Below are 21,409 nucleotides of genomic sequence, written 5' to 3'. Positions count from 1 at the left end.
TTTAAAATTTAAGATTTACACCTAACAAATATGTTCTTGGTACGGGATAGAACCCTTGATCTATTCCTCCTCCAATAGGTTCTCCTGATGAAGCTGAAGGGTCAAAACCTTTATATTCTGTAAAAGTATACAGGTTATTTATTGATGTATAGATCCTTAATTTATCCACTCCTATTGCATCCATAACTTCATCAGTAAATGTGTATCCGAATTGTATATTTTGGATTCTGAGATATGAACCATCTTCTACATAAAAACTTGAAAATAAAGTATTAGAGTTAGCACCTGTATTCACTCTAGGAAAAGTATTGGTAGTTCCTTCTCCTGTCCATCGATCCAGAAAACCATTCCTTCTATTTGTTAATGGTTGATCACGTTCATAATTTCGAACAATATCATTACCCAAAGAAGCAAATGCATAAGAAGAGAAATCAAAATTCTTATAGTTAAATCCTATATTTATTCCCATTGTTACGTCTGGTATAGGGTCTCCTATATCTGTTCTATCATCAGAATTAATTTGTCCATCTTCATTAACATCTACATACCTTAAATCTCCTGGAGCAGCATTTGGTTGTGTTGCATGAGCATCTACCTCAGCTTGATTTTGAAAAATACCATTGGTCTGTAATCCATAGAAATATCCAATAGGTTTTCCAACCTCCATTCTTGCCGGGAAATCCTGGCCCACCCCAAAAGATCCTCCTGGAATAAATCCATTTTGACTATCAACAAAAATTACTTCGTTTTGTAGTGTGGTAAAATTATAGCTGATATCAAATCTAAAATTATCAGATAGTTTATCATTATAGCTAATTCTAAATTCAAAACCCTGATTTTCTACTATACCTGCATTGATTACCGGAGGTTCTGATCCCGGAGCAGACGCTCCCAGAATACCTGATACCGGAGATACTACCAATAAATCTTCTGTACGTTTTTTAAAATAGTCGAAAGTAATGTCTATTTTATTTTTCCAAAACCGCGTATCGAGGCCAACATCTAATGTCTTTTGTTTTTCCCATTTAATTTCTGGGTTAGAAAGTGCTCCTATAGCTTCTCCAAAAACTAATTCATCATTAATCACATATGTTCCTTCCCCATCAAGAGTAGAAATAAATCTAAAGTCTGCTATCCTATCATTACCGATTATACCATAACTAGCTCTTAATTTCAGGAAATCTAACCAAGTATTATTCTCTAAAAAAGATTCATCAGAGATTACCCATCCCAATGAAGCCGACGGGAAATATCCAAATTTATTCTCTGGACCAAATTTAGTAGAACCATCTCGTCTGATTACAGCTGACAATAGATATTTGCCTTTAAAGTCATATTGTAGTCTAGAAAAATATGATAATAATCTAGCATCAAATGTATCCCCTCCATTTACAAAATTATCTACAACATCAGATGCTTGTGAAATATTGGCATTAAAAAAAGAATTATCCGGTATGTCAAAACCTGTCAAACTTGTAAAATTTCCTGTGGTCTTAAACACAGACATTCCTAAAAGTATTTTCATATTATGATCTTCTAAAAATGTCTTGTCGTATGTTATAAAATTATCCCAGGTAAAATCTCTAAAAATATCTTCATCTTCTGTAACACTGCTTCGATCAACGTTAAATACTTTACCCGAGCCATAGAAGACTTCTGGAGAAAATCTTTTTTCTGATACTTCAGAATAGTTAAATTGAAATCTTGACTCTGCTTTAAAATTTTTCAAAAAATTATAGCTTAACCCTATCACACCACTAATTTTGTTTACTCGGGTTGTATTAAAGTTATTTGCTATTTGAGCTACAGGATTAATAACTTCATTCCCTAACCCTTCTGCTAATGTAAAATCTCCATTTCCATCTCTAACCGTTAAATTAGGTGCCATATTTAATGCATTAAATAATACAGAACCTAATGCATTTTCTGACAATGCTTTTCTATTGGTTTTTGTATAGATTGCGGAAGTAGATAATTTAAAATTTTTAAGAAATTCTAAATTATAATTTATCCTTCCTGTAAAACGATTAAAATTGGCCTCGTTTCTGCCAACAATTCCATCTTGTGTTAAATAAGATGTTCCTGCAGAATATGTAGAATTTTCTCCACCTCCTGAGGCATTAAAATTAACATTAGAAATTACTGCTGTTCTAAAAATCTCATCCTGCCAATCTGTTCCTTCACCTAAGTTTGATAAATTCGAAAATGGCGGTGTATTTCCTCCTGCAGCAAATGCTTCATTAACAATAGCTCCATATTCTGTTGCATTAAGTACTGGTATTTTTCTTGTAGTTTCCTGAAAACCAGTATAAGAATCAAATTCAAATTTTAATTCTTGATTTTTTCTTCCGGTTTTTGTTGTAATTAGAATTACTCCATTTGCTGCCCTAACACCATAAATACCAGCTGTAGCATCTTTTAAGACATTAATACTTTCTATATCATTAGGATTGATAACACTCAAATCTTCGATTACATTTCCATCCACTAAGATTAGTGGTCTACTATCTCCATTGGTACTTATTCCACGAATAGCAATTGTAGAATTACTTCCTGGTGCACCAGATTCTGATGTTATATTTACTCCCGCTACTTGACCTTGTAGTGCTTGCTCTACTCTAACTATATTAAGTTCTTCAATTGTTTCTGATCCTATAATAGAAACTGCTCCTGTAATTTCTTTTTTAGTTTGTGTTCCATAACCGATAACGACAACCTGTTCTAATGATTGGCTATCTTCTTCCATTACAATATTAATGACAACCTCTTGTTTGACAGTTATCTCCTGTACCGAGAATCCTACATAAGAAAATACAATAACACTACCTACTGCAACATTGCTTAAAGAGTAATCTCCATTAAAATCTGTTACTGCTCCATTTGTTGTATTTTTTACAATGACATTAACCCCTGGTAATTCCAATCCATTAGGATCTTTTACTTTTCCCCTAATTTGAATTTCTTGTGCGTGAGTAACCGAAGTTAAAAACACAGCAATTAAGAAATATGCAATTTTCATAAATGTTTTTGTTTGATTTACTCAAATCTAAAGACAAACATTAAGAAAACGTTAATTCGCAACCACAACAAAAAACATACAGAAATCAATAAAGTTTAAAGAATTATGACAAATTTTAAAGAAAACCCTTGTAATAACAGGATATATTAACGATTTAATCCCTAGTAAATCGTTTAAAAAAAACTTAATTTTAATGTAACGCAAACGTTAGAGTATAGGTAATGTTGTGGTGATTTTAAGGAATGTTGTAGTGTTAAATCTCAAGGATGTAATTGACCAAACTCTCTTCATGTTGTAAATGAAGCTTTTTTCTAAGTCTATATCTCTTTATCTCTACACTTCTTACAGAAATATTTAATAATGGTGCTATTTCTTTAGAGGATAAATTAAGTCTTAAATAGGTACAAAATCTTAAATCGTGCGGAGTTAAATCCTTATGTTTAGCTTTGAGTTTCTTTAAAAAATCTTTATCCACATTATTGAAAGCCTCTTCAAAATGCTTCCAATCATCTTTATTATTTAAATTCCGATCTATAATCCTTTCTACATTTTTAAGCCCTCCATTTCCTGTTTCTGATTTCTGGAGTTCTTTTTTAATCGTATTTAAGATTTCATTCTTTTTGATAATACTCATAGTAGATGAAGCAAGTTCGCGGTTCTTACTTTCTATATCCTGAATAAGTTTTTCGTTATTCAACTTCATTATTTCTCCTTCACTCTCTAATTCTTTAAGCTCAAGTTGCTTTTTATTTTCTTCGACTAATTTCTGTTTCTGTTTGGTATAATAATGTTTGTATGCCCTATGCATTAATAACAACATAATTATTAAAAGCAAAGAGTAAATTACAATCGCCGATGTTGAAAAATACCAGGGTCTATCGATAATGAACTTATACTCCGCTACATTTACAGTTAATTCATTACCTGTTTTAGCTCTAACCATGAAAGTATAACTGCCAAATGGTAAATTCTCAAAAATAACACTCGAATTAGTGGTCCAATTATTCCAATCTTCGTAAAATCCGTCTAACTTATATTGGAATTTGGAAATTAAATATTTGTCATACTCTGGAATAGCATAAGCAAAAGAAATTGTATTTAGATTAGATTTAAAAACAGGTTGTTGTTCTAATAAGGATACATCACTAAATTCTTCTCCTTTGTATTTTACAGACACTTTATCTAATAAAATACGATGTTCTTTAAAATTGATTTTAGACAAATCTAAAATCATATACCCATTGGTTGTTCCTAACAAATATTTATCATTGTTGATATGTGTTATATTTTCAAATCCATACATTTCTTTTCGTAAAGATCTTGGAATTGGTATTTCGGTAATTCTTAAATCATCTGAAAACTGACTCTGAGAAATGTAACCAATATTATCTTGAGAAAAACTCCATAAACCCTGTGCATTATCTTTTATAAGTTTACCCGTATTGTCATTTTCACTACCTGAAATCTGGCTTACAATATTTTCTTTCTCAAATGTTTTTATATGTTTATCAAATGTAAAAACGCCTTGCTCATGTGCATATAGAATATCTCCTTTATATTTAATCACATTGGAATTTTTTCCTCTTTCTATTAAAGTATCTTTATTAATATTTAATATTTTGGAGAATTGCTCATCCATTTTTACTCTAAAAAGGCCTTTATATTCATGATTTATCCAAACCTCTTTATCATGTATTTCTACAAATCTGGCTGAATAGTCAAAGCCCTTTATCTTATGCTTAAAACTCCAACTATTATTTTTCTTCTCTAATAAACTGAGACCATTATACATACCTTGTAATAACCAATCCTGATGCCCAGAGATTGTTTTAAAATTCCAGGCTCCTGCCATCGAGGAAATTAATGTAGACGTATTATTATTTATAAGATAAGTTCCTGAGTCATGACCACAAAAAAGAGCATTGTCATATACAAAAAGACACCAAACTTGTCCATTTGTACCTTCAACAAATTTAAATTGTTCATCTGCACCTAATTTTTTATAGAACAATCCCTGATTGGTTCCCAAATAGAGAAAATCTTCAAAAACTACAGAGGTGTATACAGTACCAATCTCTCCTTTATCATCATTAAACCGACGTATTGGAGATTTTATATTTACGCAATTAATGCCATTATCAAGTCCTAACCATATGTTTTCATCACTATCTTCAAACAATGATAAAACAGTGTTATTACTTAACCCTTTAGTTTGATTTATCTGATGTATTACTTCTCCTGTTGAAGAGAGATAAATAATACCTTTAGATATTGTTCCTAAAACAAAACTTTTATCTTTTAAACGTGTACCGCTATATACTTTTGAATTTTTTAATACCTCATCTGCTGGGATATTCCATTTAGATATACTACCATAAGAATATTTATAAAAACCATTAGTACTCGTAAGCATTAGAATTCCGTCTGGAGTATCTGAAATATTAACTACTTTATCATTTCCAGAGATAGAAAAATCTGTTATAAGCTTCGGTTTTCCTTTCTCTATTTTAAAAATCCCTTGAGTCGTATCTTGATAATAAATTACTCCATTAACATTAAATAGATTAAGGATACCGACTTCTGATTCTATAATACTGATCTCCTCATTATCAGAATTATATAAATAAATCCTATTGAGTGATTGAAACAATACCCAATTTTCTTGATTTACTATATTCCAAAATTGTTCATCTTCGATCAAACGTTCTTTAATAGCATCGCTTAAGGAGGTATATTCTAATCCGCCAAAGTTATTTTTTTTCCAATACCCAAAATTCATATAAAAACCTGTATATATGCGATCATTGATCACATTTACAGACCTCATAACAGTTTCATTAGGGGTTGGGTACAAAGTCCAACTCGAACCATTAAACTCTAACAAACCATTGTTATTACCTACATAAATGTATTTATTATCAGACTGAGAGACAGACCAATTCTGAGTTCCTCCACCATAAGTTTCTGGTAAATATTTTTCTATTGGCGGTAATTCTTGTGCAGATATTAGCGCTGAAAATAAAACTAAAAAGAATAAAAATATATTTTTCTGGTATTCCAAGTTACCTAAAATAGATATAAGTAGATATTACGATTAAGCATACAATCACACCTACTATCTTAGTATATCTCCAGGGAGTAATATCTACCTCCTTAGTATACTCTTGTTTATATGCCTCTTCTCTCGGATACAATTTACCAATTATTAACATTATAATCACATTTAGAATAAAAAGAATAGCCATTACATGAAGGAAGTGTGGAAAATCATCTTTCATTATTGTACTATTCAATATGATAAAAGTTATATAGAGTAGTGCTCCTAATACTATAGCAACGTTAGCTGCTATTGCGGGAACTTTTTTAGTTAAATACCCTACAACAATTATGGAAAGAATAGGAATACTATAACAACCATTTACTTGTTGTAAGTATTCGAAGATACTTCCTGCTTGAGCTAAAAAAGGTGCTACGAACATTGCTAAAACAGCTAGTAGAATTCCGAAGCTTTTTCCTGCTTTTACTATTTGTTTTTCATTAGCTTCTTTATTAAAATATTCTTTATAGATATCTATACCAAATAATGTTACAGAACTATTTAATGCACTATTAAACGAACTTAATATAGCTCCAAACAATACTGCAGCAAAGAAACCTACAAGTGAAAGAGGAAGTACTTTGCTTACTAATTTTGGATAAGCTTCATCTGCTGTAGCTAATTCTCCTTCAAAAAGATGAAAAGCAATAATCCCAGGTAACACAACAATAATTGGTCCTAATATCTTAATGAAAGAGCCCAATAATAAACCTTTTTGTCCCTCTTTAAGATTTTTAGCTCCTAATGCTCTCTGAATAATTGCTTGATTAGTTCCCCAATAAAATAATTGCACAAGCATCATTCCTGTAAATATAGTAGCAAAAGGAACAGAAGCATCTTTATTACCTATAACTTTAAATTTATCTGGATTTGTTGTTATCAAAGTACTAATCCCATCAAATACACTCCCTTCTCCTATCTCGATTAACCCAAAAACAGGAATCATAATACCCCCAACAAGTAGTCCAACCGCATTAATTGTATCAGAGACTGCAACTGCCTTTAATCCTCCAAAGATTGCATAAATCGCACCTATAATACCTATTCCAAATACACAAATCCAAATAGAAGCAGTTTTTGAAACTCCTAATATCGTTGGTACATCAAATATAGTTGTTATCGCAAGTGATCCCGTATATAGCACTACTGGCAAAAATACCACAACATATCCTGTTAAAAATAACCCTGATGTTAGCGCCTTTGTTGTTGTGTTATATCGTTGCTCAAGAAATTGCGGAACAGTGGTAATTCCTCCTTTTAGATATTTTGGCAATAGGAATACCGCTGTTATTACCATTGCGATAGCCGCCAGGGTTTCCCACGCCATTACAAGAATACCTTCTGTAAATGCTTGCCCGTTAAGTCCTACTATTTGTTCTGTCGATAGATTGGTGAGTAGTAATGATCCAGCAATTACTGTTGCAGTAAGGCTACGCCCTCCCAGGAAATACCCATCTGATGATGTTTCATCAGTTTTTCTGGTAGCTATGTATGATACAATTGCAACTAACAGTGTAAATCCTACAAACGAAATAATACCCATATCAAAATTTTAGCGATTAGTTAATCGATAAAACTATTGGATATTACTTAAAAACTATTATGAATTAAATCAAAAAACTAGTTTGTATAGTTTTTGTATAGGTATTTCGTTTTATTGATCATCTCTATACGATCCTATTCCACATAAATCTAGAAATAATCTAATCATAAAACACACTATCATTGGATTTTGTTTAAGCAACTATAATCTTTTGAATTAGAAAAACTAAACAAATTCTAATAGCAAACCTCTCTCCTTATTCTCTTTTATTTCTGTTTAGAAAAAATGTGATAATCATTGCAATGACGGCTGCCATTAACAATACTATAAAACTAAGCCGTAAGCTTTCTATTTTTGATAAGAATCCCAAAATAGGAGGACTAAGCAAAAAACCTAAATAACCAAAACCTGCTACAAATGAAATCCCTTGTGCAGCTGATATTCCTTTTGCTTTTCCGGCAAGTCTGAATAACTCAGGAATAACTACAGAAAAGCCTAATCCTACAAAACCAAATCCACTAATCGTGACTACTAATTGAGAACTTAAAATAGCGAAAAAGCCAAAGATGCTAATCAAACAACCTCCTATAATTATAGTGAATGATCCAAAACGTTTACTTATTGCATCACCAAAGAATCTTCCCAATGTCATCATTGCTGAAAATGTTACAAAACCAAATCCAGAAATTTTCTCTGAGGTAACGGCCACTACATCTTGAAGATATAATTTGCTCCAATGTTCTATTGCTCCTTCACTACCCATGATCAAAAAAGCAATAATAGTTAATCCAAAAAGTGGTTTTATTAGTTTAAATGAATATGACCGTTTTACCTCTTTATTTTTCTGTTTTCCTGTAATATCAAAAAATGCTCTGGCGGTTAAAAGGTTAGTTATAATAACAAAAATTACAGCATATGACATATGTATAATTGGTACTTGAATATACGTGATTATAATACTACCTATTCCCGCACCAATAACACCTCCTAAACTAAAAAAACCATGTGATGCAGACATAAAATGCACCTCATCTTCTTGTTCTATACACGAAACCAAAGCATTCATTCCGACATCGGTAAGGCAAGCTGATAATCCTACAAAGAAAAGAGAAATACAAAGTAAAATATAATTAGGTACAATAACCGGAACTAAAAATAATATAGAAAAAGTTATAATTGCGAATAGTGTTACTCTACCAACACCTATTTTTTTTATCAATATTGATGATAAAGGGATCATTGTCAAAGTCCCTGAAGCAAAACAAAACAAGGCAATACCTAATTGAGCATCATCAATATTAAGCTTATCTTTTATGCCAGGTATATAAAGCACCCAAGTACCTACGATAATGTTTAATGAGGCAAATACCCATGAGGGTCCAAAATATCTCAGTTTTGTAAGAATCAATTGTAGAGAATTCATTTGTTTGAATTAAATATTGACAAACTCAAAAGTAAACAACATGCTCATTTTATTTTTAAAACAAAATATTCAAATTATAAAACAAAATATTCCTTACACTAAAATCAAAGAAAATATTATGTTAATTTTGTTACATGAAAGTTTCTTATGAACAAATCTATCTTACCTCATCAAGCTCGGTTAAAATTGAAAGCTATACCCATAAATCGCAATGTGATAGTGTAAGCTGGCATTTACACCCAGAATATGAACTCGTGTTCATAAAAAGTGGAAAAGGAAGTATACAAATAGATTCTCATTTTGAAGAATATTCTGATGGACTACTAGTTTTTTTAGGCCCAAACATCCCTCATATGCCCTTTGGGAATAAACAATTTAAAAGTAATGTGGAAGTAGTTATTCAATTTCCAAAAAGTTTTATTGATGAAAAACTAGCACATTTTCCAGAATTTGATATGGTATTAAAATTGATAGAAAAATCTAACAACGGAATTTTATTTTCTCCAGAAACTCATAAAAAATTATCTCCTCTTTTTTTAAAATTCAATAAGCAAAACGCTACAGAACGACTACTTAATTTCATTACTATTCTACATCTACTTTCTATTTCTTCTGATCAACGAACAGTATTAAAAGAGAAATTATCCCTTGACATCAATCAGCATACTTTTGAAAGAATTTCAAAAGTATATCAACATATAAATGATCATTATGCTGATGAAATACGCTCTGATGCTTTAGCAAAAGAATTAGGGCTCACTCCCAATTCTTTCTGTAGAATGTTTAAAACTATTACGCAAAGAAGTTTTATTGACTTCTTAAATGAGTTTAGAGTAAAAAAAGCTCAGGAATATTTTGAACATCATGATACATCCATATCTTCAGTAATGTACCAATGTGGTTTTAATGACCCATCATATTTTGCAAAACAATTCAAAAAATATTCGGGGATGACACCATCGCAGTATTATAATCAAATATAGAAACACTTAAATTATGAATTCTTTTTATCCAGGATTCCTTGTTTTAATATTTGTCCGAATTCAAACATATCTTCATAAGAGCAATAGAAGGGTGCCGGTGCCAAACGAATTACATTAGGTTCTCGCCAATCTGTGATTACACCATTCTTCATTAAATATTCAAATAATGCTCTCCCTTCACCATGAAGAAAAACAGAAAGTTGTGTTGCACGCTCTTTTTGGGCTGAAGGTGTTATAATTTCGAAAGTACTGTCAACTTCTTTATCTATTTCTTTTAAAATAAACTCCAGGTAGGATACAATACGATTACGTTTTTCAATTAATGCATCCATACCTACCTCATCAAATAATTCTAAAGAAGCTAAATATGGAGCTAAAGACAATACCGGAGCATTACTTAATTGCCATGCATCTGCATTTGGCATGGGTTCGAACTCTGGTTTCATAAGAAAACGAGTTTCTTTACTTGTCCCCCACCAACCTTCAAATCGAGGAATATCTTTCTTATTATGAAAACGTTCATGAACAAAGCATCCAGAAGCATTTCCCGGACCACTATTCATATACTTATAACTACACCAAGCTGCAAAATCCACATTCCAGTCATGTAATTCTAACTTTATATTTCCTGCTGCATGAGCAAGATCCCATCCAACAAAAGCTCCGATATCATGACCTGCTTTAGTAATGGTTTTCATATCAAACACCTGGCCTGTATAATAATTCACACCGCCAATCAAAATCAAAGCACATTCCTCTCCTACCGCTTCTATAGTTTTCAGAATATCTTCTGTTCTAAAGTTATGTTCTCCTGCTCTTTTTTTAATCTCTATAATAGCATCATCTGGATCATACCCATGAAATCTCACCTGGCTATTCAGCATATATTGATCACTCGGAAAAGCTTTTTCTTCGCAAATGATTTTATACCGTTTCCCTTTAGGTTGATAAAAAGAAACCATTAATAAATGAAGATTAACAGTTAAGGTATTCATCACTGTAATTTCTGCCTCGTTTGCTCCTACAATTTTACTTAGCGGTTTTGCTAGACGTTCGTGATAATCCCACCATGGTTTTTCAGCATAAAAATGTCCTTCTACTGCCAAATCTGCCCAATCTTTCATAATATCATCCACATACTTTTGGGTATTCTTAGGTTGGAGTCCAAGTGAATTACCAGTAAAGTATATCACTTGCTTGCCGTTAATTTTGGGAAAGAGAAACTGATCTCTATGTTCTCTTAACTTATCTTGTTGATCAAGTTGTAGAGCAAATTCTCGGGTATTTTCGAAATGCATAGTAGCCATTTTGAGTCAAAAATACATATTAGAATTAAGATTGCAGAACAGTACAGTAACATAATATCAAATCTTGGATCGTAGCTCCTATATCAACAGACTTTTCTTTATTTATAAACTATTCAAACCAAAATGAGTCTCATAAGCTTCTCACATCATTTTCTACTGATTATCAAATGTCTAAAAAAATTGTATTTAGTAGGGTATAAACCTTGAATGTATAAATAGGTATAGAAAATATACTTAAAACCTTTTTACATGAAAAAAGAACTTTTAGAAACTAGAAGGAGTAAAACAATTAATGAAAGGAACATAAAACCATCTATTGACGTAGAATCCCTAAACCGGCATCAAGTTATGGCGATAGAGATGATATCGAGTGTTGTGGTGATGGCCTGGGTCAATGTGGTTCTGATTCTTAATATGTCGACGGGATATCAAGCAGAGACCAATACGTGTGTTTCTAGACTTGTATAGTTTTAACGAAGTAGAGGTATTTATGATAACACAAATCCTGCTTTTTCATAAAATATTTCAAAATTATAATACCTTACCACTGCAAAATTCAAGAATACTATAACTTTGCAGTAAAATTCGAATTATGCATTTTATTCCGGAGGATCTTGACACCTATGTTGTAAATCATACACAGAAAGAACCTGAATTGCTACAACAGCTTACTCGAGAAACGTATCAAAAAATACTTCAACCCAGGATGTTAAGTGGGCCTTATCAAGGTAGGGTTTTAAGTATGTTATCAAAACTTATTTATCCTAAAAACATATTAGAAATTGGGACATACACTGGATATTCTGCATTATGTTTAATGGAAGGAATTCAACAGAATGGAGAATTACATACCATTGATATTAATGAAGAATTAGAAGATTTTCAAAGAAAATATTTTGACCTTTCTCCTTACGGAAAACAAATCTATCAATATATTGGTGATGCCACCAAAATTATTCCTGATCTGGATATGAAATTTGATTTGGTCTTTATAGATGCTGATAAACCAAATTATCCTGCTTATTTTGAATTAATCATTGGTAAAATGAATTCTGGAGGTGTTATTCTATCAGATAACGTCCTTTGGAGCGGCAAGGTTGTTGAAAAAGTGAATGAAGATGACCTTTCTACAAAAGCTCTTCTAAAGTATAATGCACTTTTGGTTGAAGATCATAGAATAGAGACCGTATTACTTCCCATACGAGATGGGTTAACAATTAGCAGGGTTTTATAGGTTAAAATATTATATTATTAAAAAAGAAAAGGTTAGAAAGAACATATCTCTCTAACCTTTTCTTTTTATTTTTGATTTCTATTTTTTACTGTACTGCTTTAAGTGCATCAATATTACCATAACCAAATTTACCATTACGGTTAGGATAAAATTCTCCTGCTCTTTTAAGCTTATCTAATACTTGCTCTCTGCTCATATTTGGATTGCGTGCCCATACCAAAGCAGCAATACCTGCAGTCATAGCAGTGGCAACAGAAGAACCTCCAACATATGCTTGTGATCCAGTATTAAAACCAAGTACAGGAACATTTCTATTAGAATCTCCAGCTCTTTGCATCACAATAGTAAAATCAATTTTACTTCCATCATGACAAATATTACAACGGTTATATCCATTATCTTTAATTCCAGTAACCGCTATGGTTTCAGACATACTAGCTGGAAATATAACTCCGTACCAATTAGTGAACGTGGTAGAAGTACCTCCTGCAGCAACAATCATTTTTCCTCTAGAATATGCATAGCGTACAGCATCTTTTACATTTCCAATAGACCAAGGATACCCTACCGACATAGAAATAATTTTAACATCCCCCCTATTTCCTAAATCTTTTAAAGCGTTACTAACTCCTTTACGCTCATGATAATCATTTAAAACGACATCTTCTGTTCCTCTATAAGCTACAAGGTTACAGTTATATGCCACTCCAACCGGCATAAAATCATTATTACGAGGTGATGCAATAGCAGATGCCATTTGAGTACCATGACCACATCTATCATTTGGGCCATCAATATTATTAGACCACCACCAAGGAGAATCGATAAAAGTTCCAAAACGTTGTACACTCCTTCCATTTGAAGCTCCATCGTTAAATCCATTACCTAATAAATTTTGGTTTGCAGAAATTCCAGTATCAATTAGACCTACAGTAATACCAGATCCTGTACTTAAGTTCCATGCTTGTGGAACCTTATGAATATCAAAATTCCAAGGTAATCTTGCATTGGGAGAAATTACTCTATAATCTCCGCTATTAATCGTTTGACCGCTTTGACCGCACCCAGCAGATTTTTGCTGATTAGAAGTTTCTTTTTCTAAATAAAAACCATAACCAATTGGATCTATATACCTAACATCATCCATGGCTTGTAATGCCTCTATAGTTTTTAAACTGGTAATTTTTACTTCAGTCACATTAAGTATATCATCAGCAGACACCACTACATTAGATTGTTTTGCACCTTCTAGAGCTCCAACAACATCATATATCTTGGTTCTTGCACTATTTAATCGTGCGGATTTTTTATTTGAAAAACTTTCTCCCTTATTTCCATATCCTACACTTGCAATATCGCCTCCTAATGCGATTGCACTTAAAAGAACATTTGCAGGTGCATTTTTCCAAACTATATCTCCATTTTGTTTTAATTCACTTTCCATATATGCATTGATTTCTTCTATGGATAGTAATTTTTGAAATTCTTGAGAAGTTGTATTAGAATCTACAATTTCGCTAGGGTCTTCTTTAGAGCAAGAGTATATAAAAATCAGCCCCAATACTAATAATGTAATTTTTTTCATTTTAGAATAAGATTATGAGTTTGTGTGTTAAAAATATACAAATGAAAAATCTGCAAAAATCACAGATAATTATCATTTACGTAATATCATTGCTAATATATTAAATAATCTCTAATTATTTGATAATTAAATTATCATATAGTTAACAAAAAACTCAATATTATGCTTGCATAAGACTAAAAAAAATTAACAAACCTATAAGAAAATTCAATGTTTATGGGGGGTTTAAAGTATAGTGCTGAACAATAAGATTTATTCAAAAAAAAATTTATTTTTTTGAATAAATATCAGAATATACAAGGAGAATTAGATAAAAAACAGGTTCTTAAGGAATTTTGATCTAAGGTTGACGTTTTATCGGACCTGTAATATCATCGATATCATCTTTTACTTTATCGATTTCTTTTTTAATATCAGTGGTAATAGATGATGTGATGTCTGTATCAAGACCATGCTTTTCTGCACTCTTAGTAATCTCGGTCTTAATATCATTTGTAGCATCTTTAACAACGCGCATTCCCTTACCTAATCCTCTTGCGATTTCGGGGATCTTATCTGCACCAAAGACCATTACTACTATAAATATAATAAAGGCTATTTCGGTTCCGCTAATAAATAAAGGTAATACTGTCATAACAATGCAAATATAGGCAATATTGTGTAAAAAAAGCCATCTCTGAAGACTTCGGAGATGGCTTTTTTTCTTTGGTAAAATAACTTATTGTCCTTTTACTTTATTTTTAAATTGTTCGAACTTCCCTAACTTATTCCTCTGAGGCCAGCTATTATTAGAAGTATCAATATCAGCTGTTTCTTGTTGTGGATCAACCACAATTTTAGAAATTTCTTTCTCAGAAGCTATAGCTCGTTTTACTACACTATCATTCTTTCTCCATATCTCTGCTGGGTAGGTAACTGTTTCCTTTGTTCCATCTTCGTATGTATACTCCACTATTAATGGCATAACAAGTCCTCCTGGTTTTTCAAAGGTAACTTCATAGAAAAACTTTGGGTTTTTCATATTCTTGCGCTCTTCAGGAGAGAAATTATCCATTACATATTGTTTTAATGCAACCGGATCTTCAATGATGCCTCCATTCTCTTTGATTCTTTTATAATCACTACTTCCTTCTTCAACCATAACAACAAGATTTGAAGGGTTTGCAAATCTTAAACTTCTGCTGGTTGCGGCAAATTTTTGTGATTCTAATGTAGGCACTTTAGAAACCACAAATTTCTTTACATCTCTTACTCCTATATCGGTATAATCTGTTGTATAAAACCATCCTCTCCAAAACCAATCTAAATCTACTGCCGAAGCATCTTCCATTGTTCTAAAGAAGTCTTCTGGTGTTGGATGTTTAAACATCCATCGTTGAGAATATGTTCTAAATGAATAATCAAAAAGGTCTCTTCCCATTACTGTTTCTCTCAATATATTTAATCCTGTAGCTGGTTTTGCATAAGCATTTGGACCAAACTGATGAATATTATTAGACTGAGACATTATAGGAGAAAGTCGGTTTTGATTTCCACTCATATAAGGTATAATTTTTTGCGCTGGTCCTCTACGAGACGGATATTTTTTGTCTGAACCTAATGCTGCAGGGTACCATTCTCCAAAATCCTGTTCTGCAACATATTGCACAAAAGTATTAAGACCTTCATCCATCCATGTCCATTGACGTTCATCACTATTCACGATCATAGGAAAAAAGTTATGTCCAACCTCATGTATAATAACACTCATCATTCCATATTTTGTGCGGTCACTATAGTTCCCATTTTTATCTGGTCTTCCATAGTTCCAACAAATCATTGGATACTCCATTCCTTGATTCTTTGCATGTACAGAGATAGCTTTATGATATGGGTAATCAAAAGTCATACGACTATATGATTTTAATGTACTGGCAACTACTTTTGTTGACCATTCTTCCCATAAAGGGTTTCCTTCTTTTGGGTACATCGAAACTGCCATAATATCTTTTCCACCAATTTTGACAGCCATCATATCCCATATGAATCGTCTGGAGGTAGCGAACCCAAAATCACGAACGTTTTCTGCTTTTAACTTCCAAGTATTCTTCTTTTCAGAGAATGTTTTTTCTTTTGCTATTGCTTCTTTTTGAGTTACAATAACTACAGGTTTATTATATGACTTCTTTGCTTTTTCATAGCGATTCATCATATCTTTTGTAAAGACCTCTTTTCTATTTACTAACACTCCCGTTCCGTCCAAAATATGATCTGCAGGAACAGTAATATTCACTTCAAAATCACCAAAAGGCAATGCAAATTCTCCTCTTCCCCAAAATTGGTGATTTTGCCATCCCTCAACATCATTATAAACTGCCATTCTAGGATAAAATTGAGCAATTACATAAGCTCTGTTTCCATCTTCAAATTCTTCATACCCTGATCTACCTCTTCCATTAACATGGTCATTTATATTATACCACCAATCAATTGAAAACACAAATTTACTCCCTGGCGCTAAATGTTCTGGCATTTCTACTCGCATCATAGTACGATTAATCGTATACTTAAGTGGATTGCCGTTTACATCTTTTACAGAGGTAATGTTAAATCCTCCATCAAAAGGTTCTGCAAAATATTGGGTTACAAAACCCTTTTGCGAACTTGCGGGATCAACTCCACCACCATTGATTAATGGTGTTTTAGAGTCTTTTGCACGCATATTCTGATCTAACTGTACCCAAAGAAATTCTAAATGATCAGGAGAATTATTGGTGTACGTAATCGTTTCTTTACCAGAAAGTTTTTTGTTTTTATCATCAAGCTCGATGTCCATTTTATAATCGGCTTGCTGCTGATAATATGCAGAACCAGGAGCTCCTGAAGCAGTTCTGTACATATTTGGAGTAGCAAACTCATCGTACATCTGTTTGAATTTGTTCTCATTAGTATGCCCTAATTCTCGAACATTTTTAGTCTCTTCTTGATTTTGAGCGTATGATACACCCGATATCCAAAAAGTCACTGAAAGGACTAAAAGTATCTTTTTCATTGTAATGATTTTGAGTTAAATGTTAAGATTTGCAAAGTAATTGTTTTTTAAAAGCTTAGTAATTTATTTACTAAACTTTAACATCCCAATCTCCCGTTCTTTCTCAAGAATAAGACTTTTTCTCTTTTTTCCTTTTCTTACATGAACAATATTTTGTTGTTCTTCAAAAAGGTCCATTAAGACTTGATTTGTGATTTCAATAGTATCTAAAGATGTAATATTTTCTATTTCTAAGTAACAAATGATAAGATCATCTTCATATTCTTTCCCTAAAAAAGTAAACGATACTTCTTTTTGGTTTACTACAAAAGTTAATTTCTTATGAAGATATATATCTAAATATTTATCTACCTGTGGGTCTTCTTTATCTTTATCCAAAATAACCGATGCGTCATATCTTTCTTTAATAAGATCTTCTATATCATCAATAAAAATCCTTGATATCACTTGTAATGAGCTCTGTTCTTGATTGTATTCTATCTGGGTTACACTAACATAAAATTTATGCACATCTGTAAAAGAAGAAGTCAATGGAACCGATATCATTAATAAAAGAAATACTATGATTTTATTCATTTTTTCTATAAACGTTTAAAATAAGGTGGAATTTATATAAAGAATCTATATAAATGTATTTACATAAATCATTACCCCCTATTCTTATGATCTAAATTTGTAAAACGATAAATGTAATTAATTTTAATGTTTTGAATATAAAAATTATGCCAAACTTAAAATCTTCTAAAACAAGGATCTAATAAAGTGCTTTCTAATCTAATGCAACTCTTTATGTTTTTTGTAAGATTTTGCCTTTTTCTGAAAAAATTCTAATAATGTAAGTCGTTTAGAATTTTCAAGGAGATTATTAAAATAATCATCTTTTGCACAGTAGTATACAAAATCAGTAATCAACTCTTCTGGTAATGCCAATTCCTCTACAAAAAATGTTGTACTAAAGGTAGTTGTGCCTTTTTGCACTATCTGTTGTAAATCTTCTAAGGCTTTAATTTTCTTTAGTTTCTTGAGTGTACCATTTAAATAATTTAAAGGTCTATCCAAAATTCCTGATTTCGCCGTATAGATTCTTCTTTCTGTTTTTGTCGGTTGTGGTTTATCACTAAAAGGAAGTCCCAATATCTGGTTATCAACAAAAGGTTGTAATTCGACAGCGCCTACATCTTTATCAAGATGACCAGAAAGTTCAATATTACTTACTTTTACTTGTTCTAGCAACTGCACTACCGGATATAAAACAACAGATATTCTTTGTTCTTTGTCAAGTTGTTCTAAAGTAACAACAATAGATCGAGTTTGGTACTGTACTGATGAAAAAACAATAGAATCTCCTACACTTGCAGGCATCTCAAAAAAACCATTTTCATCATTAGTAGTTCCTATCGCTTTAGTATAATTTACAATATTAATTGCATACCCTTGAATCGAATCGGCTATGATTTTTCCCTTTAAGGTTTCTGACTGACCAAAAATTTGAATTGAAGTAAGTAGTAAAAAAGATAGTATATATTTAACCATATTGTATTATCAAAACAATCTTTTCTTAAGTACATAAGCTAAAGATCAACAATACAAAGACGTTATATTTTCAAGAAAATTACAAAAGATAAAAAATTAGTACGATTATTGTCTCTCACGATATATTTTACTTTGATATACCAAAAATTGTAATAAATCCAGTTCTTTTCCTGACTCAAAATATCTATTGCTTAGCCCATTATCTTCTGCAAAAAAGATAAAATCATTAATTTGATCCATTTCTAGAGCTAAGAAATCTTTAAAAAACTCATCATTGTACATATCTCTGACTTTTACATCAATATCAGAAGGTAATTTTTTCTTTTTGGATTTTTCTTTAGTGTTATAAACCAGTTTAAAAAGATTAACAAAATTTAATCCATTAATCATCCCGTCTTCTAAAAACACTTTATTTTCTAATGTAGATTGCTGATCTTGAGTAAAATCATAGTCAATATCATTAATTCTTGAAGAAGTTTCATCTGCAACCTTCCCTATGCCACTTTTAGTAAATCCAATTTTTTTAACATCAACCGATACATTACCCAATAAGTCATATGGTGTTACTACTACTTCTTCAAGTTGGTTTACAGATTCATTAAGAAACACGTTCAATTTCCTATTATCAACTACTCCTTTATCCACTAATATCACAAAATGTTGATATTGCATAGCTACTACTTCAATTCTATCATTAATACCAACATTAATCTTAAATTCTCCATTTTTAGTACTAATTGTACCTTTATTACTACTACGATTATAAATAACCACACCTTCTACATCATCACCAATAGGTGCACTAATCTTTCCTTCAATCATAACTCGGGAAGTAGTAATTTGTGCTTTCGAAACACTAATAATAAAACAAACAAAAAATATAGACAACTTTATTTTCATAATAGACAAGGTTAATTTATTTATTAAGATACTACATTTTTTTTATCTTCCTCAAAGATTTAAATATAAGAAAACGTTAAACTACCTTTACTAAAAAAAACAATGAGAAACTGTATCATAGCAAGCACTTCCACACTTTACGGAAGCGAACCTTTGGAGTATTTAAAAGAAGCTTTAACTGACTTATACTCAGACACTGAAGAAATACTTTTTATTCCGTATGCCCGTCCAGGCGGAATTTCGCATGATGAATATACTATTGGAGTTAATAACATTTTTAAAAAAATAAATAAAAGAATTGTTAGCATACATATGTTTTCTGATACTAATGAAGCATTAAAAAGTGCTAAAGGAATTTTTACAGGAGGAGGAAATACTTTTTTGTTAGTAGATCAACTCTATAGAAACAACGTAATAAAACCTTTAACAGAAGCTATACAATCAGGGACGCCTTATTTAGGAACTAGTGCTGGAAGCAATATTTGTGGACTTACCATGCAAACCACTAATGATATGCCTATAGTTCATCCCCCCAGTCTTAAAACACTTGGAATCTTTCCTTTTAATATAAATGCTCACTATCTTGATCCTGATCCTAACTCTACACATAAAGGAGAAACCAGAGAAACAAGAATCAAAGAATTTCACAACTTGAACCCCCAGCCAGTCGTCGGATTGCGTGAGGGTAGTTGGTTGAGAGTTAAAAATGACGATATCACTTTAGAAGGAAACCTAAAAGCCAGAGTTTTTGAACAGAATAAAACACCATATGAAATAACTTCTGGAAGCTCATTATCAGAATTAAACTAAAATCAGATTGTGGAATATCAACATATACTTAATACCATAGCATCAGAACTTTCCTCAATACAATCAACTGGAAAAGTAGCCTCATATATCCCCGAATTAGCAAAAATAGAGTATGAAAAATTTGGGATGCACCTGTACTGTATCAATTCAGGACATTATAATCTAGGAGATAGTGAAGAACGATTCTCTATCCAAAGTATTTCAAAAGTATTTGCTCTCACAAGAGCAATGTCTTTATTAGATGATGAATTATTTAAGCGAGTTGATGTAGAACCGTCTGGAGATCCCTTTAATTCTCTAATACAATTAGAGTATGAAAACGGAATTCCAAGAAATCCTTTTATCAATGCAGGAGCGCTAGTTATTTCTGATATTTTAATTTCACAATTAAAAGATCCAAAAAAGGATTTTCTTGATTTTATACATAATATAACAGGAAATTCTAATATTGGAATTAATTCAAAAGTTTTTGAATCTGAAAAGAAATATAGTTATCGTAACGCTTCTTTACTTAATCTCATGAAGTCTTTTGGTAATATAAAAAATGATATTGAGATCGTACTCGATTTTTATATTTATCAATGTGCCATAGAAATGTCTTGTAAAGAGTTATCAATTGCGTTTATGATGTACGCCAATGGAGGTAAGCGAATATCTGACGATGAGCAAATACTATCACCCAGAAAAGTAAAACGTATTAATGCTATTATGCAAACTTGTGGTTTTTATGATGAAGCTGGCGAGTTTAGTTTTAGAGTGGGTTTACCAGGCAAGAGTGGTGTTGGTGGAGGAATAGCAGCTGTGCATCCAGGGCAATATGCTGTCACTGTATGGAGTCCTCCTCTTAACCCTAAAGGAAATTCTGAACTGGGCATGTATGCCTTAGAAAGGCTTACAACTTTAACGGGGTTATCAATTTTTTAAAGGGCTAAATTTGTAGTATT

General features: G+C 31.7%; 15 protein-coding genes. 4 read left to right on the top strand and 11 right to left on the bottom strand.

Annotated elements, in window-relative coordinates:
- Window position 1: 1 nt before the first annotated feature.
- From DK442_RS04715 to DK442_RS04700, 4 genes are all read right to left on the bottom strand, one after another.
- Window positions 2–3,019 (bottom strand): TonB-dependent receptor, encoded by a 3,018-nt coding sequence (locus DK442_RS04715; RefSeq protein ID WP_109434710.1) that lies wholly within the window; start codon window positions 3,017–3,019, stop codon window positions 2–4.
- A 253-nt stretch (window positions 3,020–3,272) separates the two neighbouring features.
- Entirely contained in the window at window positions 3,273–6,080 is a 2,808-nt protein-coding gene (locus DK442_RS04710) for a triple tyrosine motif-containing protein (protein WP_235010906.1), read from the bottom strand.
- A gap of 1 nt (window position 6,081) precedes the next feature.
- Window positions 6,082–7,659 (bottom strand): solute:sodium symporter family transporter, encoded by a 1,578-nt coding sequence (locus DK442_RS04705; protein ID WP_109434709.1) that lies wholly within the window; start codon window positions 7,657–7,659, stop codon window positions 6,082–6,084.
- A 256-nt stretch (window positions 7,660–7,915) separates the two neighbouring features.
- Window positions 7,916–9,082 (bottom strand): MFS transporter, encoded by a 1,167-nt coding sequence (locus DK442_RS04700; protein ID WP_109434708.1) that lies wholly within the window; start codon window positions 9,080–9,082, stop codon window positions 7,916–7,918.
- A 134-nt stretch (window positions 9,083–9,216) separates the two neighbouring features.
- On the opposite strand from DK442_RS04700, the gene DK442_RS04695 reads away from it, so the two are divergent.
- A complete protein-coding gene (locus DK442_RS04695; RefSeq protein WP_109434707.1) occupies window positions 9,217–10,065 on the top strand; it encodes an AraC family transcriptional regulator in 849 nt (282 codons plus the stop codon).
- 11 nt (window positions 10,066–10,076) lie between these two features.
- Here the strand turns inward: DK442_RS04695 and kynU are convergent, their stop codons facing one another.
- On the bottom strand, window positions 10,077–11,363 hold the full coding sequence (gene kynU, locus DK442_RS04690; protein WP_109434869.1) for a kynureninase: 1,287 nt from the start codon (window positions 11,361–11,363) through the stop codon (window positions 10,077–10,079).
- A 601-nt stretch (window positions 11,364–11,964) separates the two neighbouring features.
- Between kynU and DK442_RS04680 the strand changes: the two genes are divergently transcribed.
- Entirely contained in the window at window positions 11,965–12,606 is a 642-nt protein-coding gene (locus DK442_RS04680; protein WP_109434705.1) for an O-methyltransferase, read from the top strand.
- Window positions 12,607–12,691: 85 nt separating this feature from the next.
- Here the strand turns inward: DK442_RS04680 and DK442_RS04675 are convergent, their stop codons facing one another.
- The 6 genes from DK442_RS04675 to DK442_RS04650 form a co-directional block, all read right to left on the bottom strand.
- Window positions 12,692–14,191 carry a S8/S53 family peptidase gene (locus tag DK442_RS04675; protein ID WP_109434704.1) on the bottom strand — a complete coding sequence of 500 codons (1,500 nt, stop codon included), beginning with the start codon at window positions 14,189–14,191 and terminating at the stop codon, window positions 12,692–12,694.
- 340 nt (window positions 14,192–14,531) lie between these two features.
- Window positions 14,532–14,825: a twin-arginine translocase TatA/TatE family subunit gene (locus DK442_RS04670; protein WP_109434703.1), complete on the bottom strand. Its 294-nt coding sequence runs from the start codon at window positions 14,823–14,825 to the stop codon at window positions 14,532–14,534.
- Window positions 14,826–14,909: 84 nt separating this feature from the next.
- Window positions 14,910–17,222: a M1 family metallopeptidase gene (locus tag DK442_RS04665; RefSeq protein ID WP_109434702.1), complete on the bottom strand. Its 2,313-nt coding sequence runs from the start codon at window positions 17,220–17,222 to the stop codon at window positions 14,910–14,912.
- A 63-nt stretch (window positions 17,223–17,285) separates the two neighbouring features.
- Window positions 17,286–17,798, bottom strand: a complete 513-nt coding sequence (locus DK442_RS04660) for a DUF6702 family protein (RefSeq protein WP_109434701.1) — start codon at window positions 17,796–17,798, stop codon at window positions 17,286–17,288.
- 198 nt (window positions 17,799–17,996) lie between these two features.
- The gene (locus DK442_RS04655; protein ID WP_109434700.1) at window positions 17,997–18,755 is read right to left on the bottom strand and encodes a hypothetical protein; all 759 of its coding nucleotides are present in this window, start codon (window positions 18,753–18,755) and stop codon (window positions 17,997–17,999) included.
- A 105-nt stretch (window positions 18,756–18,860) separates the two neighbouring features.
- A complete protein-coding gene (locus DK442_RS04650; protein ID WP_109434699.1) occupies window positions 18,861–19,655 on the bottom strand; it encodes a hypothetical protein in 795 nt (264 codons plus the stop codon).
- Between the two features lie 102 nt (window positions 19,656–19,757).
- On the opposite strand from DK442_RS04650, the gene pepE reads away from it, so the two are divergent.
- Window positions 19,758–20,465 (top strand): dipeptidase PepE, encoded by a 708-nt coding sequence (gene pepE / locus DK442_RS04645; RefSeq protein WP_109434698.1) that lies wholly within the window; start codon window positions 19,758–19,760, stop codon window positions 20,463–20,465.
- Between the two features lie 9 nt (window positions 20,466–20,474).
- Window positions 20,475–21,389: a glutaminase gene (locus DK442_RS04640; RefSeq protein ID WP_109434697.1), complete on the top strand. Its 915-nt coding sequence runs from the start codon at window positions 20,475–20,477 to the stop codon at window positions 21,387–21,389.
- The last annotated feature ends 20 nt before the right edge of the window (window positions 21,390–21,409 follow it).

The sequence above is a fragment of the Aquimarina sp. AU119 genome (genome assembly GCF_900312735.1).
GTDB classification, from domain to species: domain Bacteria; phylum Bacteroidota; class Bacteroidia; order Flavobacteriales; family Flavobacteriaceae; genus Aquimarina; species Aquimarina algiphila.
Note: the sequence above shows the minus strand (reverse complement) of the source record. Positions and strands in the feature narration are given on the sequence as shown.